The sequence below is a fragment of the Williamsia sp. z71 genome, from assembly GCF_059553375.1.
Genome location: NZ_JCANWX010000006.1, coordinates 400,291 through 417,605 on the forward strand (window position 1 = coordinate 400,291; position 17,315 = coordinate 417,605).

A 17,315-nucleotide genomic window follows, 5' to 3' on the forward strand; every position below is an offset into this window, starting at 1 on the left:
TAGCCAGAACACGCCGTGCTTGAGAACTTCGCGAGACGTGAAAGATGGCTCTTCCGAAGGGAATTCCATGATTGATGTGATCGTTGCCGGTGCGGGTCCGACCGGACTGATGCTCGCGGCCGAACTCCGATTGAGCGGCGTACACACCGTCGTCCTCGAGAAGGACACCGCGCCGACGGACATCGTCCGCGCGCTCGGTCTACACGCCCGAAGCATCGAGATTCTGGATCAGCGCGGTGTGTTGGAACAGTTCCTCGAGGCCGGCCAGAAGTATCCGGTCGGCGGATTTTTCGCCGGTATCGCCAAGCCGCCACCAAAACACCTCGATACCGCACACGGCTACGTGCTCGGGATACCGCAGCCCGTGACCGATCGTCTGTTGGCCGAGCGGGCCGTCGGCCTCGGGGCCGAGCTCCGGCGCGGTCGTGAGCTGGTCGCCTTGGATCAAGACGACCACGGCGTGAGCGTCGAACTGGCCGACGGAACCACACTGCGAGCGCGTTACCTCGTCGGCTGCGACGGTGGTCGGAGCACTGTTCGCAAACTCCTCGGCGTGGCATTTCCGGGCGAGGACTCCCGTGTCGACACGCTGTTGGGTGAGGTAGAGCTGACTGCCGATCCGGAGACGCTCGGTGCGGTGATGACCGAAGTCCGCAAGACCCAGCTGCGGTTCGGTGTCGGACCGATGGGCGACGGTCTGTACCGGGTTGTCGTCCCTGCCGCTTCAGTAGCCGAAAATCGCACCACTGCACCGACTCTGGACGAACTCAGGCAGCAACTACGGGAAACCGCGGGCACCGACTTCGGTGTGCACTCGCCACGTTGGCTATCCAGATTCGGCGACGCCACCCGGCAGGCCGACCGCTACCGGGTCGGTCGTGTTCTGCTGGCGGGCGACGCGGCGCACATCCATCCGCCGGTCGGCGGTCAGGGACTCAACCTCGGAATCCAGGACGCCTTCAATCTCGGCTGGAAATTGTCCGCCGAGATCAACGGCTGGGCTCCAGGGTGCCTGCTGGACACCTACGAATCCGAGCGACATCCGGTGGGCGCCGCCGTGTTGAGGAACACTCGGGCCCAGATGGCGCTGATGGCAACCGATCCCGGCGCGATCGCGCTGAGGGAACTGTTCTCGTCGCTGATGGACTTCGACGACGTGAACACTTTCGTCACCGAGATCATCACCGCCACCGGGATCCGCTACGACTTCGGTGGGGGCCACGAACTCCGCGGTCGTCGTCTGCGCGACCTGGAGCTGACAAACGGTCGGCTGTACGGGCTGATGCACGACGGCCGCGGGCTGCTGCTCGACCAAACCGGTCGATTGTCGGCATCGGGTTGGGACGACCGGGTCCAGCATGTCGTCGACACAAGCAAAGAGTTTGACCTGCCCGCGGTGTTGTTGCGCCCCGACGGTCATGTCGTCTGGGTCGGAGACGCCCAGGAAGAACTCCTCGCCCACCTGCCCCGATGGTTTGGCGCCGCTGTCTGATTCGTCCTCGATGATTCGAAGCGTCGACCTACGATCTTCACGATCATCACCGCCATCGTGATCAGCACCCATCCGATACCGTCATCTGCTCCGAACGGTCAGTGCACCAAGTTTTTGCCGAACTGACGCCCGGACACGGAGAACGAGACATGCAGTCGCTGAAGCACCAGACCATCACGCCGACCATCGACGAGCTCGTCCGCGACCGGCACCGTGAGATCAACGCCCTGGCGAACGAGGCACTGAGCACTCACGTGTTCGACCACTCGACGTTCCTCCGGGGCCTCAGTGGAGAAGTCGCGCCGCTGACCACCGCGATCACCGATACGCTGGCCCGCGGAAAACGGATCCGCGCACAGTTCTGTATGTGGGGTGCGTACGGCGCCACCGGCGGAGACCAGGTCACCGGGATGCCGGAGATGGCCGCGGCGATCGAATTGTTCCATCTCGCAGCGTTGATCCACGACGACCTGATGGACAACAGCGACACCCGTCGTGGACTCCCGACCATGCACCGGCAGTTCACCGACGAACACGCCCGGCAGCATCGTCTCGGTGACAGCGACAATCACGGTTCTGCCGTCGCGATCCTCGTCGGTGACATGTGCTTGTCGTGGTCCGATGATCTGGCCGTGATGGCCGCCGATTCCCTCGACTTCCAGTCGCGTCGGACCGTCCGGGCCATGTGGTCGCAGATGCGTGATGAGGCCTACGCCGGCCAGTACCTGGACATGCTCAGTCAGACCGAGCCGACCATTTCGCGGTCCCGCACCGACCTCATCCTGCGGTTGAAGAGCGCGAAGTACACGATCAGCCATCCGCTCCGACTCGGCGGCTCCCTCGGCGGGGCAGACGAGATGCTCCTGCGTCTCTACGACCAGATCGGACTGACAGCCGGCAAAGCATTCCAGCTGCGGGACGACCTGCTGGGTGTCTTCGGCGATCCCCTGATCACCGGCAAACCGGCGATCGACGACATCCGCGAGGGCAAACGCACGCTTCTGATGGCCGTGGCCGAGTCGCGGGGCAACTGGTCACAAAAGGAACTGCTCCGGACCTGCCTGGGCAACCCGGACGTCGATGAAGACGATCTCGAAGCCATCCGGTCCGTGCTCGTCGCAACCGGCGCCGACAGCGAAATCGAGGCACGGATCAGCGAGCTGACCGACAAAGCCATGAACATCGTCGGGTCGCTGCCGGTCGATGACCTGACCCGGACAGCGTTGACCGGCTTGGTCGAGCGGTGTGTGTGGCGCCAGTCTTGATGATCGAGGCGATACGGTCGTCGGAACGACCTCACACTCGACCACAGCCCGGGGGAAGCTTGTTCCAGAAGACGTTCGATGCGACGCGGTGACATTGCGCAGCTAGTGGTGGCGATCGGCACCGGATCGGCAGTGGCATCGCTCGCGTTGACGGTCGACAACGCGATCCGCGTCCGCAGACCAGTACCCACCGACGTTCCGGATGCCGAGCCCCTGACCGTCCTCATCCCGATGAGAGACGAAGCGGCGGTGGCAGAGCGTTGCGTGCGCGGCGTCCTGGCCGCAGCCGACCGATGGCCCGGGACGGTGCGCGTCCTCGTGCTCGACGACGGATCCACCGATGGCACCGGCGCCGTACTCGCAGCGATTGCTCAGCGCGATGCCCGTCTCGAGATCATCGATGGGGCTCCGCTCCCGCCGGGTTGGCTGGGTAAACCATGGGCCTGCCACCAGCTCTCCGAATCGGCCTTCTCTGGTTTGGTCGGTTCCGACCCTGCCCAGTCCGGTGGCGTTCTTGTGTTCGTGGACGCCGACGTCGAGGTCGAACCGTGTGCGTTCACCTCGTCCGTGGCGATGCTGCGGCGAACCGGTCTCGACCTGCTGAGCCCCTATCCCCGGCAGATCGCCGTCGGGATCGGTGAGCGTCTGGTGCAACCGCTGCTGCAGTGGTCGTGGCTGAGCACACTGCCGCTCGGTATCGCCGAACGATCGCCGCGGCCCTCCCTGTCGGCTGCGAACGGCCAACTGATCGTCGTCGACGCGGAGACCTACCGTCGGGCGGGCGGGCACGCTGCCGTCTGCAACGAGATACTCGAAGACATCGCGCTCCTGCGTGCGGTCAAACGGGCCGGCGGTCACGGGGTCGCCGCGGACGGCAGTCGGATCGCTGCCTGCCGGATGTATGAGGGATGGCACGCCGTACGCGCAGGTTATGGCAAGTCGTTGTGGAACGCATTCGGCTCGGCGCCGGGGTCGCTTGCTGTCATGGCGTTGCTCACGCTCATGTACGTCGTCCCATTCCTGGGCGCACTGACCGGATCACGCACCGGCGCAGTCGGTTACGTCGCCGGAGTCGCCTCACGGGTGATCGCCGCCCGGTCCACCGGTGCACGAGCCTGGCCGGACGCACTGGCCCATCCGGCATCGATAGTCGCGTTTGCCGCCCTCACCGTCGATTCCGCCGTCGCCCGTCGGCGCGGGCGTTTGCAATGGAAAGGTAGATCGATCGAGGTGAACGTATGAGCCAGGTCATCGTGGTCGGCGCGGGAGTCGGCGGTTTGGCTGCGGCCCTGCGGCTGCAGGCCGGCGGACACGACGTCACGGTGCTCGAGCAATCCTCGGATATCGGGGGCAAGCTCGGGGTCATCGAACACGACGGTTTTCGTTTCGACACCGGCCCCTCACTCGTGACGATGCCGCAGGTGCTCGAAGAGTTGTTCACCTCCACCGGCGCATCGGTTCACGATGTGCTGTCCCTGCAACGACTTTCGACGGCCGCCCGCTACCGGTTCCCGGATGGCACCGAGCTCGACATGCCGGGCTCACTCGACGAGATCCCGGCCGCCATGGATGCGAAGCTGGGTCCCGGTCGCGGCGCGCAGTGGTCGGCGTTGCTCGCGCGGGCAGAATCGGTCTGGGACGTCACGCACGAGCCATTCCTGGAGTCTCCGTTGGAGATCCGCCGCTTGATGGGAGGGTTCCGGGCATGGTCGGACCTCGCGACCATCGCCCCGTGGCACTCGTTGCGCGGACTCGGTCGCCGCTATGTACGCGACCCCCGTCTTGTTCAACTGCTCGACCGGTACGCCACCTACACCGGATCGGATCCCCGGCGGGCGCCCGCTGCTCTCGTGTCGGTTCCGTGGTCGGAACAGGCGTGGGGGTCGTGGTATATCGCCGGCGGCCTGGGCGTGATCGCCACGGCGATCCGCGATCGGTTCCTCGCACTCGGCGGGACCATCGAATGCGATACCGAGGTCACCCGCCTCACCATGGATTCGCATGGACATATCGACGGAGCGCAGCTCGCGGACGGGACCTTCCGGGACGCGGACCTGGTGGTCGCGAATGCCGATGCCACGCAGGTGTACGAACGCCTCGTCTCGTCGCGGACCACCCGCCGGGTGGCCGCCCGACTGCGCAGCGCCACTCCGTCGTTGTCCGGGTTCGCAATCCTGCTCGCGCTGGACAATCCACCTCAGGTGCAGCACCACACTGTGCTGTTCGCCGAGGACTACGACGCGGAGTTCGACGCCGTCTTCGGATTCGACGGGCCACCGCGGCCGGTGGAACGTCCGACGGTGTACATCTCGGCACCCGACGACCCGGCCATCGTTCCCGGTCCCGGAACGGGAGCGTGGTTTGTGCTGGTGAACGCCGCGCGCCATGATCCACCGAACGGAATGGACTGGGACGCACCGGGGGTCGTCGAGGCACACGCCGACCACGTGATGCAGGTGATGGCCGACCGCGGCCTCGATGTGCGCTCGCACGTCCGCCACCGGATCGTGGTGTCGCCCGCCGAGCTCGAGCGGCGCACGCTGACTCCGGGCGGTTCGATCTACGGGTCGTCGTCGAACGGCGCACGCGCGGCGTTCCTTCGGCCGCCGAACACCTCACCGGTGCCCGGCCTCTATCTGGTCGGCGGCTCGGCTCATCCCGGAGGCGGACTTCCGCTGGTCATGATGTCGGCGCGAATCGTCTCAGACCTGATCGGCCCGGCGGATCAGCCATCCCGCCGGTGAATCCAGATGTCCTCGAAGCCTGATGTCGTCACCGAGGGTCGGGATTCACCGGGCGGCGTTCAGCTCGACGGCCCGACCGACCGATCGCCCCGCAGTCGCTTCCGGATGAGTTCGGCACTGATCAGGCACATCGGCAAACCGATACCCGGACGCGTACTCGAACCCGCGTAAAACAGACCCTCGACCTTGCGCGACCGGTTGGTGGCGCGTAGGAATGCACTCTGTCGCAACGTATGTGCCGGCCCGAGTGCCCCACCGGACCACGAGTTGACGTCATCGACGAAGTCGGCCGGGCCCACGGTGCGACGGACCACGATGCGCTCGGCGAGATCCGGGATCCCCGCCGATTGGGCAATCGCCGCGATCGCCCGGTCGACGACCTTTTCGATGTCCGGATCCCCGGCACCATCGATCCCCCCGTGACCCATGTCCGGATCAGGGGGCGACGGCACCAGGATGAAGACGTTCTCGTGGTCGGCCGGGGCCACCGAGTCGTCCGTGGCGGACGGCCGGCACACGTACAGGGACGCCGGGTCCGGCATGTGGGTCGGCTGCTCGAAAATGGCGTCGAAGTTCGTCGTCCAGTCCTCGGTGAAGAACAGCGAATGATGTTCCAGTTCAGGCAGATCGCCGCGCACACCCAGATAGGCCAGGACCGCCCCCGGTCCCGAGGTCGCCTTGTCCCACCATCGTTGTGGGAACGTCTGCAGATCGGCAGGCAAGAGCTTGGTCTCTACGTGGTGCAGGTCCGCGGCACCGACAACGATGTCGGCGGCGATGACGTGTTCGACATCTCCGCGGCCCTGCACCCGCACCCCGACAACCTCATTTCGGCGACGCCCCAGGCGCCCCCGACCCTTTCGCGGCCGCGTCAGAATTGCGGTCGCCGACGTGCCGGTGTGTACCCGCACCCCGTTCTCGGTCGCCAGCCTGGACAACGCCTCTACAAACGTCGTGAAACCGCCATTGGGATAGCGGACGCCGTCTGCGAGGTCGAGCCAGCTCATCAGGTGATAGATCGCGGGTGTGCGTTCGGGTGAAGATCCGAGGAACACCGCGGGATAGCCGAGCACCTGCTGTAACCGTCGATCGGAAAAACGTTGTGAGACAAACGACTCCAAAGACCTGGTGAGTAACACCGCCAGAGTCGGGAGATTTCGCAACACCTCACGGCTGAGGAAAGCGCGCGGCGAGTCGAAACTGGTGTAGAGGAAACGCTTCACGGCGATGTCGTATGCGTCGCGGGCGGAGTCGAGGTAACGGCTCAGAGCAGTACCGGCACCAGGCTCGATCGTCTCGAACAGCGCGCGGTTGCTCGATTCGTCACCACCGATGTCGATCTGCTCGTCGACACCCTCGAAGAACACTCGGTACCCGGGTTCCAGACGCACCAGTTCGACCTGCTCGGACGTCGAGGTGCCGAGCAGATCGAAGAAGTGGTCGAACACCTCCGGCATCAGCCACCAGGAGGGTCCGGTGTCGAAACGGAAACCCTCGTGCGCCCACGATCCGGCCCGGCCACCGAGGTCATCGTTCTTTTCGACCAGGTCGACGTCGTGACCGTCACGCGCGAGGAGGGCGGCGGTGGCCAAACCGGCAACACCACCTCCGATGATGACTACCTTTTGCGGTGTGCCCGTCACGAAACCTTGATCTCCTTGTCGAAAACGAGAGGTCGACCACGGCGGAGCGTGGCCGACGCAGCGATGCGCATCTTCTCGGGTGTCGGCACGCGCACCCGGTGGCATCGCACCTGGGCCGGTGACGTCGCCCGCAGACGGCGGGTCAGATCGGCGAACAAGTCGTGGGCCGTGCACACCGCCACGCGGCAGCCGCGTGGTAGCCAGGGAATGACCTCGGCGGCCGCAGCCAGGTCCAGTTCGACGTCGTCGATCCAGTTGTGCCAGATCTCGTCGTCGAGTTCATCAGGCTGGAGCCCGACCAGGTAGCGCCGTCCGAGGCCGTCGCTGTCATCGCCGAAGTCGCGCAAGAAGTTGATCTTCTGGAACGCCGAGCCCAGTCGCCTGGCCCCGGGTGCGAGCTCGTCATACAGCGGTGCCGGGTTCGGTTCGCCGGCAACGAAGGCGCGCAGGCACATCAGGCCGACCACCTCGGCGGAGCCGTAGATGTACGTCGCCAGGCTCGCGAAATCGTGGTCAACGTGCTGCAGGTCCGTGCGCATCGCCGAGAAGAAGGGGGTGATCAGCTCTTGTCCGATGCCGACCCGCCGAGCGCTGCGCGCGAACGCGTGGACAACCAGATTGGTACTCGACCCGGTTTCCATCGTCGCGTACGTTTCCTGCTCTAGCTTGTCGAGTTCGATCAGCCGGTCAACGCTGCCCTGACCGGGCCGCGGCGCGTCCACGACCTCGTCGGCCACCCGTACGAGTGCGTAGATGTTGCACACATCCTGTCGGACCTGCCCCCCGAGCAGCCGCGTCGCCAGTCCGAAAGACGACGAATACCGGCGGATCACCAACGCGGCACTGGCGTCAGCGGCAGCGTCATAGCGCAGATAGGGCTGCAAAGCCTCTGCTCGCCTCCGTGTTTGCACCATCAGACCTGTCCTTGCCCTCGTTGCTCTCGCGGTCACCTACTGCCCTCTATTCGGGCCGGTGGACGCTCCGGATGGGCTTGCGGCAACATCTCCGTACGGGTGCGGACCGGGCAATGCGCGAACCTGTTCGACGAACCACGGGCTCACCGCCCAGGGGGTGCGTTCGGCGAGGGTCCAGACGTCGGAAATCGCCGCCCAGGCGTACTCCGCGACCTCATCGGGATCCGGGCGCAGCTCCCCCACCGGGCTCGCGACGAACACCGGGCAGATCTCGTTCTCCACCACACCGCTGGCGTCGACCGCCCGGTAGCGGAAGTCGGGCAACACGCATCGCACGCCCTGCACGTCGATACCCAGCTCGCGCTGGGCGTATCGGTGGATCGCATCCTCGACCGATTCGCCGGGCCGTGGATGCCCACAGAACGAGTTCGTCCAGACGCCCGGCCAGGTGCGCTTGCTCAACGCTCGTCGGGTCATCAGAAGATGCCCTTCGTCGACCAGGTGGCAGGAAAACGCGAAGTGCACGGGTGTATCCGTGGTGTGCACGGTCGTCCGGTCCGCGGTTCCGCACGGTTGTCCGTCGGAGTCGGCCAGGACGACCAGGTCGTCGGTCATGCGTACCTCGTTCACTCGGGGTGCCTCAAGTTTGTCATCTGACATTCGGAGCCGATACCGGCCCGGATGATCCGGTGAACGAACGGGCAGCGAGCAGCGGAGGTCACGTCCTGCCGACCGCGCACCAGGCCGTTGCCGACAATTCGAATGGTGCGGTCGGCAGAGCTGCGAAGCATCGCTCACGCAACATGTTTCGCCGCTCGGGCGACAACCCCGCGACATAGACGCCCGCGGGCCCGATCCCGTATGTGTTGGGTTCCCACCATTCGTCGAAACCGCGGTACGTCACGTGGACCGTGAGTTCGCTGGACTCGACATCGCGGATGTCGGCGCGACTGAGCAACGACGTCAACTCGTCTTGCCGGACGCCGGCCAGAGCGGATTCATCCTGAGCATCCGGGTCCAATTCACGAACCATCCGCCACAACAGCGATATCGGGCCGCGTTCGTTCGGGCCGAGGTCCCAGACACAGGCGGCGACCGTGCCGCCCGGCCGTGTCACCCGAGCCATCTCAGTGAGTCCGAGCACGGGGTCGGTCATGAAATGAACCACCAGCTGAGCCAGCGTGACGTCGAACGAGTTCGCCTCGAACGGCAGGTCCTCGGCAGCCGCCCGGAGTACGTCGATCCCCGGGAATCGGGTTCGCACGGCATCGACGAAAGACGATGACGGGTCGATGGCGCTCACATGATCGACCCCGAGCCGGGACACCAGATGCGCGGTGAGGGCTCCCGGACCGCACCCGACATCGAGTGCCCGCTGGTCTCCCCCGACACCGGCGGCATCAGCGAATACGGCGCCCAGGGGTTCGGAATAACGACCCATGAACCGGGCGTAAGCGTCCGGCGGAACTTCGAACGACATGGCTCGAGCGTAGTCCGCGGGCCCGTCTCCGATACGGGAAAGGCCGAGGGCGGTGACGTCGTCGCATGTCGCGGCGGGGCACATGACCGCGGCCATGATCAGCGCGCTATGCGATCGGTGGGACTATCCTCGGCCCACGTGAGGCACGAAGATCAGCGGGTTGATGGAATCTCCTCCGGTTCGCTGTCAACACCCGTCGGCTCGATCACCGTTTCCAGTAGCGGTGAAGCGATCGTGCGGGTCGCCTGGCGAACTCCCCCGCCGACGAGCAGTCCGTCAGACGATCGGTTGCTGGCCGAAGGGCTCGAACAGCTCCGCGCCTACTTTGACGGGAACCTGACCGACTTCGACCTTCCGGTCGACCTGCACGGCTTGACGGACGCGGCCCGCATCGTGCTGACCACACTCGAGGAGACCGTGCATCGAGGTGACACGATCACGTACGGCGAACTCGCAACCCGCAGCGGCACCGGCGTCTCTGCCCGGAACATCGGCGCCATCATGGGCAGCAACCCTGTGCCACTGCTCATCCCATGCCATCGGGTGGTCGCCGCCGATGGCCTGGGAGGCTACTCGGGCGGTGACAGCGGACAAGGCCTGGAAACCAAGCGATGGCTACTCGATCTGGAGGGCGCCACCCCGCCCACGCTGTTCTGACCACGAGTGCATGAGTGCCTCGCGCCGGGTATACCGGACGAATGCCGGAACTACCCGAGGTCGAGAACGCCAGAGCGGTCGTCGAGAAGGCGCTGAACCGGGTCATCGTCGATATCGATGACACCGACACGTTCGAGTGCCGCCCGCACCGCCCGGGCGAGATCGCCCGAGCACTCAAGGGCGGCAAGCTCATCCAAGCCCGTCGCCGCGGCAAAGCCATGTGGTGTGAGACCGAAACCGCGGAAGGATCAGCAGGTCCCCGGCTCGGCATCCATCTCGGCATGGGTGGACGCATCATCGTCACAGCGCCCGACGGTGAGCAGACCTCGGTCTATGGCGGCGGCGATCCACACGTCGGTGAGCGGGACACCGACAAGCCCGAGTGGACGCGCTTCACCATGACGTTCGACGACGGGGGCCAACTCCGGCTCTTCGACAAACGCCGCCTCGGCCGCGTACGCCTGGAACCCGATATCGACGCCCTCGGCCCTGATGCCGCGGAGATCTCGCGAGAGGACTTCCGGCGTCGAATCGGTTCGAGTGGAGCGCCTCTCAAGGCCAGGCTGCTCGACCAGGCGGCCATCGCCGGGATCGGGAACCTGCTCGCCGACGAGGTCCTGTGGCAATGTGGGCTGTCCCCGGCACGCCGCGCCAAGACACTGACCACCGACGACCTCGACAACCTACGTGTGGCCCTGCGCCGTGCCATCCGATCCGCGATCAAGAAAAGCGGCGTGCACACCGGGGAGATCATCCCGTATCGCAAGACCGACGCCGTGTGCCCCCGGTGTGGGGCGCCGATGTCACGCGGCACCGTCGGCGGGCGCACGACGTGGTGGTGTTCGCGGGAGCAGTCGTGAACACTCATCGGAAAGACAGCCTCGAAAGCGGCGGCCGGTCTGGCATGCCCGCACCAATAGATCGGAACGCCGTTGACAGATTTCGACACGCTGATCGTCGGCGCCGGAATCGCCGGCCTGACCGTCGGGCGAATCCTTGCCGATGACGGCCGGCGGGTGGCGATCCTGGAGGCCAGAGACCGCGTCGGAGGGCGCGTGTGGACCTCACGCGCGGACGGCGAGGTCGTCGACTACGGAGCGTCCTGGGTCCACGGAATCGATGGAAATCCGGTAGCCGACGCCGTCAAGGCCTTCGGCATGCGCACGCTTGAGTTCACCGTGGGCAGCTATCAGCCCGATGGGCGACCCATCGCTTACTACTCTCCCACCGACACGCGATTGAGTGACGAAGCCGCCCAGCGTTTCACCGCGGACATCCATTCGTTCAGCGATCTACTGGCGATAAACATCGCCACCTCAGACCCGAGGACATCCTTCGGCGAGGCAGTGGAAAGCACTCTGGCGCAACTGAAGTGGGACGCCGATCGGTCGATGCGAGTCCGCGAGTTCCTGCAACACCGGGCCGAGGAACAGTTGGGTGTGTGGATCGACGACCTCGACGCGCACGGTCTCGACGACGATGCGATCGACGGTGACGAAGTGGTGTTCCCCGACGGCTACGACGAACTCGCCACACACCTGGCGAAGGGCCTCGATGTGCGCCTGGAACACGTGGTCACCTGCGTGCGGTGGTCGCCGACCGGTGTCACCATCGAGACCGGCCAGGGGCGTATGACGGCCGGCCGGGTTGTGATCACGGTTCCGATCGGAGTGCTGAAGTCGCCCGAGTTCATTCTCGATCCACCACTGCCCGAACCGCAATCAGGTGCATTGCGGCGGCTGGAGATGAACGCATTCGAGAAGGTGGTCCTGCGGTTTCCGCAGAAATTCTGGGACGACGACGTCTACGCGATTCGCCGGCAGGGCGAGGCCGGAAGGTGGTGGCATTCCTGGTACGACCTGACCGCCACGAACGGTTCACCGACGCTCCTGACGTTCGCGGCCGGCCCCTGCGCCAGAGCGACTCGCGAATGGTCTGACCCGCAGATCGCCGACTCCGTTCTCGACGCATTGCGAGCGCTGTACGGCGGCCGTGTTGTGCAACCGGATCGGGTACACGTCACTCGCTGGCAGGACGATCCCTACGCGCGCGGTTCGTACTCGTACATGACAGTCGGCTCGGACCGACTCGATCACGACGTCCTGTCCACACCGATCGACGACGTGATGCACCTGGCCGGCGAGGCCACCTGGACCGACGACCCCGCAACGGTGACCGGTGCGCTGAAGTCGGGACATCGGGCCGCAGAACAGATCCTGGGTCGCGCTGTGTCATTCACAGAGATCTGGAGTTGATCCCCAGAAAAAAGCGGCGGCTCCGGATTTCTCCGAAACCACCGCTGTGATCGACGCATTACAACCGGTCAAAGGTTGAGTTCCGTAGCGAGCCTGTCAATCTCGGGGTCGCCGTCTTCGAGTCCGGCGATCTTTTCTTTCGCCGCTTGGCGCAGGCGGACCCTCTCTTCGACGTCTTCCTCGCTCGTAGCAGAGGAACCCTCCGCGTACCCCATCGCTCCGCTCGCGAAAGTGTCCAACTGGCTGTCTATCTTGCGTAGAGCTTCGTCTTTCGTCATGGAACCGACTTACCCCGATGTGAACTAGTCAAACCTGTCACGCGGTTCCTCGGAGCGCCCGCGGCACGCGCTACGGGTTGGCCGCAACGAAAGCCTGATGCTGTGAACACCAGCTGCTGAAGCAGCTCGGCCCTTGCACATACGGTTCTGTGGTGCCCCCGCCGGCCTTGGGCACACCTGGGATCGTTTGGCTGCGGATCTTGTGCCCACACTCGGGGCAGATCGTCTCATCGCTCATGCATCAGAGACTCCGCCAGATCTCCGATTCGCGCAACCGCGACTGTACCGCCCCGCCAATCAGCTTCGGGCACAAAAAAGCCTGGCCAGAACTCTCTGACCAGGCTTTTCTCTGTCGGGCTGACAGGATTTGAACCTGTGTAGTTTTCATCCTCGAAAACACTCTCTGACCTGCCCCCAAGGACCCCTCCAGGCCCTCCACCTGGTACTTGCCGATCGGACATAAGTGCACGTCGGCGGCACCGATGTAAGCTCATCTGGCACGCAACTGGCACGCTCTGGAGGGCATCGGCATGGCTGGCAAGAGATCATTCGGGAGTATCCGCAAGCTCCAATCGGGACGGTTCCAGGCCCGGTACATCCACGGGGCCAACCTAGAGGAGCACAAGGCACCCACCACGTTTACGGCCAAGATCGACGCAGAGGGTTGGCTATCCGATGAGCGCCGTCTCATCGAACGTGGCGACTGGACCCCACCGGCCGAGCGGGACGCCGCCCAGGCCACCGGCGGCCTCACCCTCCGGGTCTACGCGGACAAGTGGCACGCCGAGACGGTCAACCGGCACAAGCCGAGGACCCGCGCGCTCAACAAGGGCTATCTAGAGAACGTGATCTATCCGGGCCTGGGAGACAAGCGACTCAAGGCCCTCACGGTGACCGAGATCCGGGAGTGGCACGCAGGCCTGGAGGACTTCCCCACCCGTAACGCCAACGCCTACAGCCTCTTGCGGACTATCCTCAACCAAGCGGTGGACGATGAGATTCTCACGGCTAACCCAGCGCGGGTGAAGCGTGCCGCGGTCAAACACCGCAAATCCGAGCCTATGGCTCTCACACCCGATGAAATCCGGGCATTGGCCGACGCCATCACGCCGCGGTACAAGGCATTGGTCCTCCTCGGTGGCTTCTCCGGGCTCCGGTTCGGGGAGTTGACCGCGCTCCGGCGGTCGGATCTCGACATGTCCAAGAACGCCCTCTCCGTCACGGTCCGCCGGGCCGTGGTCCGGACTACCGGGGAGTTCGTAATCGACCGGCCTAAGTCACGTGCCGCCCTCCGGACCGTGCCGCTCCCCGAGGGCCTCCGGCCCGCGCTGGAGGAGCACATCAATACCTACGCACTCCCAGGCCAGGATGGGCTGATGTTCCCCACTGGTGGAGGGGCGTTGGTGTTCTCCGCGACGTTCCGCAAGCCCTTCACCAAGGCCGCCGAGGCCATCGGCAAGCCAGGACTCACCCCGCACCACCTACGCCACAGTGCCGCAACACTTTTCGCGCAAGCCGGGGCCACCCTGGCCGACCACATGGTCCTCATGGGCCACACCTCCGCGGCCATGTCGGCGCGGTACACCCACTCCACCGACAGTCGGACCCGAGGCCTAGTACAAGGGCTCTGGACATAGTCGGTGATGGTTGACCTTGCTGGTTAACAACGACTTTCGCGCTTGTCCAGGTGTTTGACACATCGGACACGAGCGGCTTAGTGTCGTCCTCATCGCTTGACGGATAACCTCCGCAGACTCGCCATAAGTGCGCAGCACGAGGACCCAGAGCGGCTCCACGCCCGGACAGGATCCCGGATCACGTATCTGCGAGCCATCGACAGAAGCGACTCCCCCGCACATCTGTTGACTAGGAGTCCAGTCATGGCCGCATCGCGTGCCCGCACTCGTTATCTCTCTCTGCAAGACATTGCCGAGGAACTCGGTATCTCTGATCGGACCGTTCGCCGCTGGATCGCCACCGGCCGACTCAAGGCTGTTAGGCCGTCCCCCCGCGTGATCCGGGTGGAGGCCTCGGAGCTAGACCGCTTCATCGCCTCTGCCGCTTGAACGAATCACCCACCCGAACAACACAATTCGGTTCGTTCAAGGAGACAAAAGTGACTACAGCAACAGCATTTTTCAGCATGATCGGCCTGGCGGCATTGTCCTGGCCGTTCGGATACGGCATCGGCGCGGTCCTGGGCCGTCTCGGGGGTGGCCGATGACCACCGGTGCGGACCCGTACGCCGCCGAACTCATGGCCGCGGTCTTCGGCTACTCCAAGATCACCGAGCACATCCTGACCGAGGCCCGGATCCTCCTGATTCCCCCGTGGTCGCTCCTCGGAACGTGCCTCGGCCAGGCCGCCATCGCAACCCCGTACGACATGCTTCTCCCACCCATTGTCGGTAAACCGGCCAGCCTCAACCTGTTCATGGTGGGTGTCGGCGCGTCCGGCGCAGGCAAGGGGATCAGCACCGCACAGATTCTCGACTGGCCCGACACCGATCCGTTCCATCTGGAGGACGGTGAGCAACGTCTGGCCGATGCCTTCACGCCACTGACTCCAGGGTCCGGTGAGGCGATCTCCGCGGTGTTCAAAGAGAACCGTTCGGTCCCTGACATCGACGGCAAGGGCAAGATCACTGTCCCCGTGGTCATTCGACGCGCGGCATGGCTGGACTTCCCCGAGGTGGACCAACTGGCCGCGGTCAATAGCAGGCAGGGAGCCACCCTCTCGGCCGAGCTACGCAAGACCTGGAGCGGGGAACCCCTCGGCACCATCACCAAGGTCAAGGCCAACCAACTCATGGTGCCCGCCAACTCATATCGGGCCGTGGTCACCGTGTCGGCCCAACCGCTGCGGTGTGGCCCTCTACTGGCCGAGGAGGCCGGAGGGACGCTCCAGCGCATTCTCTGGCTCTCGGCCGACGATCCGGATCTGGAGGACCGTGACGAGGAGTCCAGCACGCTCGGAGTCGTGCTTCCAGACTTCGGCAGGGCCGAGGCCATCACCACGCCGGGGCCTCGGTACTTCTCCGTGGACCCGGCTGTCCGGCGGGAGATCCGTAGAGACCGGATTGCGGGCAGATGGAAGGGGACCGAGGACTCACACCGGAACCTGGTGAAACTCAAGGCCGCCGCCGCGTGTGCGGTGCTCCACGGATCAACCACGATCACGCCAGAGGTGTGGAAGTGGGCCGAGGCCTTGATGACTCACTCGGGACGGGTCCGGGCATCGGTACGTGCGGAAGTGGACAAGGCCGAGGGCGCCAAGACAACCAATCGTGCGGTATCCCAGGCCATCACTGGCATCACCGCCGACTCGGTACGAGAGACCGCGGTGGAGAACGTCGCCAAGGCCATGGCGCGGTGGATGAGGAAGAACCCCGACAAGGCCCCGACGGCCGACGGACTCCGCAAGGCCTCGGTAACCAATGCCGACAGGTCCCTGGTTCCCGAGGCGCTGGAGTTGCTGCTGAGCCGTGGGTCCATCACCGAGGCCGAGGCCTCCCGCGTCGGCACGCCCACCTACCGCCTGGCGAAAGGGGGAATCGGGTAACGGGGGAACGGTCTCACACAAGTTCCCTAAACGCGATTCATCATTTCTCTCTTTACCAGGGGTTTTACAACATGCGGGCTCGGGGGAAAACCTACGAACACGTTTCCCCCGCTCCCCGCTCCCCGGTTCGACCACAACCCAAGGAGTACCCAACGTGACCAATGTCCAAGAGTTCAGCATCGTCCTCCACCTCCTCGCACGGGAGGCCGTCCGACGTAACCCGGTGACCGTGCAACCAACTCCCAGCGGTGGCTATGACGTAGTGCTTCGGCTGGACGGGACCTATGGCGACCACGGCCAGGCCCAACAGGTGGCCAACATGCTCACCAAGGCATTGGTGGCCAATGCAGCACCGCCCGCCATCGTCCCGTTCTCCGAGGCCGCGGCGATAGTCGGACCAGGCTCCTCACTCCAAGGCCTCCTGGACGCCATCTCCGACCCGTCCGGTGAACCGCTCAACGCGGCCCAACTCCTGGCCGAGGAGGGCCACCGTGGCTGAACTCAACCCGCGTGAGGTCATGGCCCACCAAGGAGACTCGGCGGCCTTGGAAGTCCTCTCGATCAAGGCCTGGGCAGAGGAGCTGGCCTCCATCGCCAACACCTGGCTCACCCAACGTGAGGCCTACCGGGTTCACCAAACCGAACAGGCATCGGCCCGCCAGGCCTCGGCACACCGAGCCATCACCAACGAGATCAGGAGATCCCGATGACCACCATCAACCGTGACGCATACCGAGACGCGCTCGGGTACCTCTACGCCAAGCAACGAGGAGACAAGGCGGACATGGCCACACTGGCGACCTCGGGTGACCTCGCCGGGATGTTGGACGCCATGGCCGAGATGAGCATGGGACTTGCCGTGTTCGCCACCGACTACAAACCTCTCCTGTGGCTCGACAAGCTCCGGGAGGACCTGGAGCCACTCCTGGACGCTGCCGCGGGCATCGGAGGCGATTCCGATGCCTCTTAGGCCATGTACCGAGTGCGGGGAACCGCACGACGGCACCGGACGGTGCCAGGAGTGCC

The 17,315-nt window shown here is 65.0% G+C and carries 18 protein-coding genes; 13 read left to right on the forward strand and 5 right to left on the reverse strand.

Annotation, left to right across the window (positions count from 1 at the left end; translation table 11 throughout):
- Positions 1 to 67: 67 nt before the first annotated feature.
- The 4 genes from rox (at position 68) to AC51GR_RS17085 (ending at position 5,501) form a co-directional block, all read left to right on the forward strand.
- Positions 68 to 1,492 carry a rifampin monooxygenase gene (gene rox / locus AC51GR_RS17070; RefSeq protein ID WP_496325818.1) on the forward strand — a complete coding sequence of 475 codons (1,425 nt, stop codon included), beginning with the start codon at positions 68 to 70 and terminating at the stop codon, positions 1,490 to 1,492.
- Between the two features lie 149 nt (positions 1,493 to 1,641).
- Complete coding sequence (locus AC51GR_RS17075) at positions 1,642 to 2,757, forward strand: polyprenyl synthetase family protein (RefSeq protein ID WP_496325819.1); 1,116 nt, start codon at positions 1,642 to 1,644, stop codon at positions 2,755 to 2,757.
- Between the two features lie 78 nt (positions 2,758 to 2,835).
- Positions 2,836 to 3,999 (forward strand): glycosyltransferase family 2 protein, encoded by a 1,164-nt coding sequence (locus AC51GR_RS17080; protein ID WP_496325820.1) that lies wholly within the window; start codon positions 2,836 to 2,838, stop codon positions 3,997 to 3,999.
- Positions 3,996 to 5,501, forward strand: coding sequence for a phytoene desaturase family protein (locus tag AC51GR_RS17085; RefSeq protein WP_496325821.1), 1,506 nt, complete (start codon positions 3,996 to 3,998; stop codon positions 5,499 to 5,501). Before AC51GR_RS17080 ends, AC51GR_RS17085 begins: the two co-directional genes overlap by 4 nt.
- Before the next feature lie 59 nt (positions 5,502 to 5,560).
- On the opposite strand, the gene crtI is transcribed toward AC51GR_RS17085, so the two are convergent.
- The 4 genes from crtI to AC51GR_RS17105 all read right to left on the reverse strand — a co-directional run bounded on the left by crtI (position 5,561) and on the right by AC51GR_RS17105 (position 9,538).
- Positions 5,561 to 7,144 carry a phytoene desaturase family protein gene (gene crtI, locus AC51GR_RS17090; RefSeq protein ID WP_496325822.1) on the reverse strand — a complete coding sequence of 528 codons (1,584 nt, stop codon included), beginning with the start codon at positions 7,142 to 7,144 and terminating at the stop codon, positions 5,561 to 5,563.
- Complete coding sequence (locus AC51GR_RS17095; protein WP_496325823.1) at positions 7,141 to 8,058, reverse strand: phytoene/squalene synthase family protein; 918 nt, start codon at positions 8,056 to 8,058, stop codon at positions 7,141 to 7,143. Before AC51GR_RS17095 ends, crtI begins: the two co-directional genes overlap by 4 nt.
- Positions 8,059 to 8,094: 36 nt before the next feature.
- On the reverse strand, positions 8,095 to 8,673 hold the full coding sequence (gene idi / locus AC51GR_RS17100) for an isopentenyl-diphosphate Delta-isomerase (protein WP_496325824.1): 579 nt from the start codon (positions 8,671 to 8,673) through the stop codon (positions 8,095 to 8,097).
- Positions 8,674 to 8,776: 103 nt separating this feature from the next.
- Complete coding sequence (locus AC51GR_RS17105) at positions 8,777 to 9,538, reverse strand: class I SAM-dependent methyltransferase (protein ID WP_496325825.1); 762 nt, start codon at positions 9,536 to 9,538, stop codon at positions 8,777 to 8,779.
- 138 nt (positions 9,539 to 9,676) lie between these two features.
- Between AC51GR_RS17105 and AC51GR_RS17110 the strand changes: the two genes are divergently transcribed.
- The 3 genes from AC51GR_RS17110 to AC51GR_RS17120 all read left to right on the forward strand — a co-directional run bounded on the left by AC51GR_RS17110 (position 9,677) and on the right by AC51GR_RS17120 (position 12,450).
- Positions 9,677 to 10,195, forward strand: a complete 519-nt coding sequence (locus tag AC51GR_RS17110; RefSeq protein WP_496325826.1) for a methylated-DNA--[protein]-cysteine S-methyltransferase — start codon at positions 9,677 to 9,679, stop codon at positions 10,193 to 10,195.
- Positions 10,196 to 10,236: 41 nt separating this feature from the next.
- Positions 10,237 to 11,055 (forward strand): Fpg/Nei family DNA glycosylase, encoded by an 819-nt coding sequence (locus AC51GR_RS17115; RefSeq protein WP_496325827.1) that lies wholly within the window; start codon positions 10,237 to 10,239, stop codon positions 11,053 to 11,055.
- A 72-nt stretch (positions 11,056 to 11,127) separates the two neighbouring features.
- Complete coding sequence (locus tag AC51GR_RS17120) at positions 11,128 to 12,450, forward strand: flavin monoamine oxidase family protein (RefSeq protein ID WP_496325828.1); 1,323 nt, start codon at positions 11,128 to 11,130, stop codon at positions 12,448 to 12,450.
- Positions 12,451 to 12,518: 68 nt separating this feature from the next.
- Here AC51GR_RS17120 and AC51GR_RS17125 read toward each other — a convergent pair whose 3' ends face one another.
- Positions 12,519 to 12,728: a hypothetical protein gene (locus AC51GR_RS17125; protein ID WP_496325829.1), complete on the reverse strand. Its 210-nt coding sequence runs from the start codon at positions 12,726 to 12,728 to the stop codon at positions 12,519 to 12,521.
- A gap of 530 nt (positions 12,729 to 13,258) precedes the next feature.
- Between AC51GR_RS17125 and AC51GR_RS17130 the strand changes: the two genes are divergently transcribed.
- The 6 genes from AC51GR_RS17130 (at position 13,259) to AC51GR_RS17155 (ending at position 17,259) form a co-directional block, all read left to right on the forward strand.
- Positions 13,259 to 14,365: a tyrosine-type recombinase/integrase gene (locus AC51GR_RS17130; RefSeq protein ID WP_496325830.1), complete on the forward strand. Its 1,107-nt coding sequence runs from the start codon at positions 13,259 to 13,261 to the stop codon at positions 14,363 to 14,365.
- A gap of 243 nt (positions 14,366 to 14,608) precedes the next feature.
- Entirely contained in the window at positions 14,609 to 14,794 is a 186-nt protein-coding gene (locus tag AC51GR_RS17135; RefSeq protein ID WP_496325831.1) for a helix-turn-helix transcriptional regulator, read from the forward strand.
- 154 nt (positions 14,795 to 14,948) lie between these two features.
- The gene (locus tag AC51GR_RS17140; protein WP_496325832.1) at positions 14,949 to 16,289 is read left to right on the forward strand and encodes a hypothetical protein; all 1,341 of its coding nucleotides are present in this window, start codon (positions 14,949 to 14,951) and stop codon (positions 16,287 to 16,289) included.
- A 154-nt stretch (positions 16,290 to 16,443) separates the two neighbouring features.
- Positions 16,444 to 16,788: a hypothetical protein gene (locus AC51GR_RS17145; protein ID WP_496325833.1), complete on the forward strand. Its 345-nt coding sequence runs from the start codon at positions 16,444 to 16,446 to the stop codon at positions 16,786 to 16,788.
- Positions 16,781 to 16,999, forward strand: coding sequence for a hypothetical protein (locus AC51GR_RS17150; protein WP_496325834.1), 219 nt, complete (start codon positions 16,781 to 16,783; stop codon positions 16,997 to 16,999). Before AC51GR_RS17145 ends, AC51GR_RS17150 begins: the two co-directional genes overlap by 8 nt.
- Positions 16,996 to 17,259: a hypothetical protein gene (locus AC51GR_RS17155; RefSeq protein WP_496325835.1), complete on the forward strand. Its 264-nt coding sequence runs from the start codon at positions 16,996 to 16,998 to the stop codon at positions 17,257 to 17,259. The genes AC51GR_RS17150 and AC51GR_RS17155 overlap by 4 nt, the downstream gene beginning before the upstream one ends.
- Positions 17,260 to 17,315: the final 56 nt, after the last annotated feature.

What these genes read in the sequence shown, in the direction of transcription:
- rox (WP_496325818.1), top strand. Translation starts at nt 68, where the DNA reads ATGATTGATGTGATCGTTGCCGGTGCGGGTCCGACCGGACTGATGCTC.
- AC51GR_RS17075 (WP_496325819.1), top strand. Translation starts at nt 1,642, where the DNA reads ATGCAGTCGCTGAAGCACCAGACCATCACGCCGACCATCGACGAGCTC.
- AC51GR_RS17080 (WP_496325820.1), top strand. Translation starts at nt 2,836, where the DNA reads ATGCGACGCGGTGACATTGCGCAGCTAGTGGTGGCGATCGGCACCGGA.
- AC51GR_RS17085 (WP_496325821.1), top strand. Translation starts at nt 3,996, where the DNA reads ATGAGCCAGGTCATCGTGGTCGGCGCGGGAGTCGGCGGTTTGGCTGCG.
- AC51GR_RS17095 (WP_496325823.1), bottom strand. Translation starts at nt 8,058, where the DNA reads ATGGTGCAAACACGGAGGCGAGCAGAGGCTTTGCAGCCCTATCTGCGC.
- idi (WP_496325824.1), bottom strand. Translation starts at nt 8,673, where the DNA reads ATGACCGACGACCTGGTCGTCCTGGCCGACTCCGACGGACAACCGTGC.
- AC51GR_RS17105 (WP_496325825.1), bottom strand. Translation starts at nt 9,538, where the DNA reads ATGTCGTTCGAAGTTCCGCCGGACGCTTACGCCCGGTTCATGGGTCGT.
- AC51GR_RS17115 (WP_496325827.1), top strand. Translation starts at nt 10,237, where the DNA reads ATGCCGGAACTACCCGAGGTCGAGAACGCCAGAGCGGTCGTCGAGAAG.
- AC51GR_RS17125 (WP_496325829.1), bottom strand. Translation starts at nt 12,728, where the DNA reads ATGACGAAAGACGAAGCTCTACGCAAGATAGACAGCCAGTTGGACACT.
- AC51GR_RS17130 (WP_496325830.1), top strand. Translation starts at nt 13,259, where the DNA reads ATGGCTGGCAAGAGATCATTCGGGAGTATCCGCAAGCTCCAATCGGGA.
- AC51GR_RS17135 (WP_496325831.1), top strand. Translation starts at nt 14,609, where the DNA reads ATGGCCGCATCGCGTGCCCGCACTCGTTATCTCTCTCTGCAAGACATT.
- AC51GR_RS17140 (WP_496325832.1), top strand. Translation starts at nt 14,949, where the DNA reads ATGACCACCGGTGCGGACCCGTACGCCGCCGAACTCATGGCCGCGGTC.
- AC51GR_RS17155 (WP_496325835.1), top strand. Translation starts at nt 16,996, where the DNA reads ATGACCACCATCAACCGTGACGCATACCGAGACGCGCTCGGGTACCTC.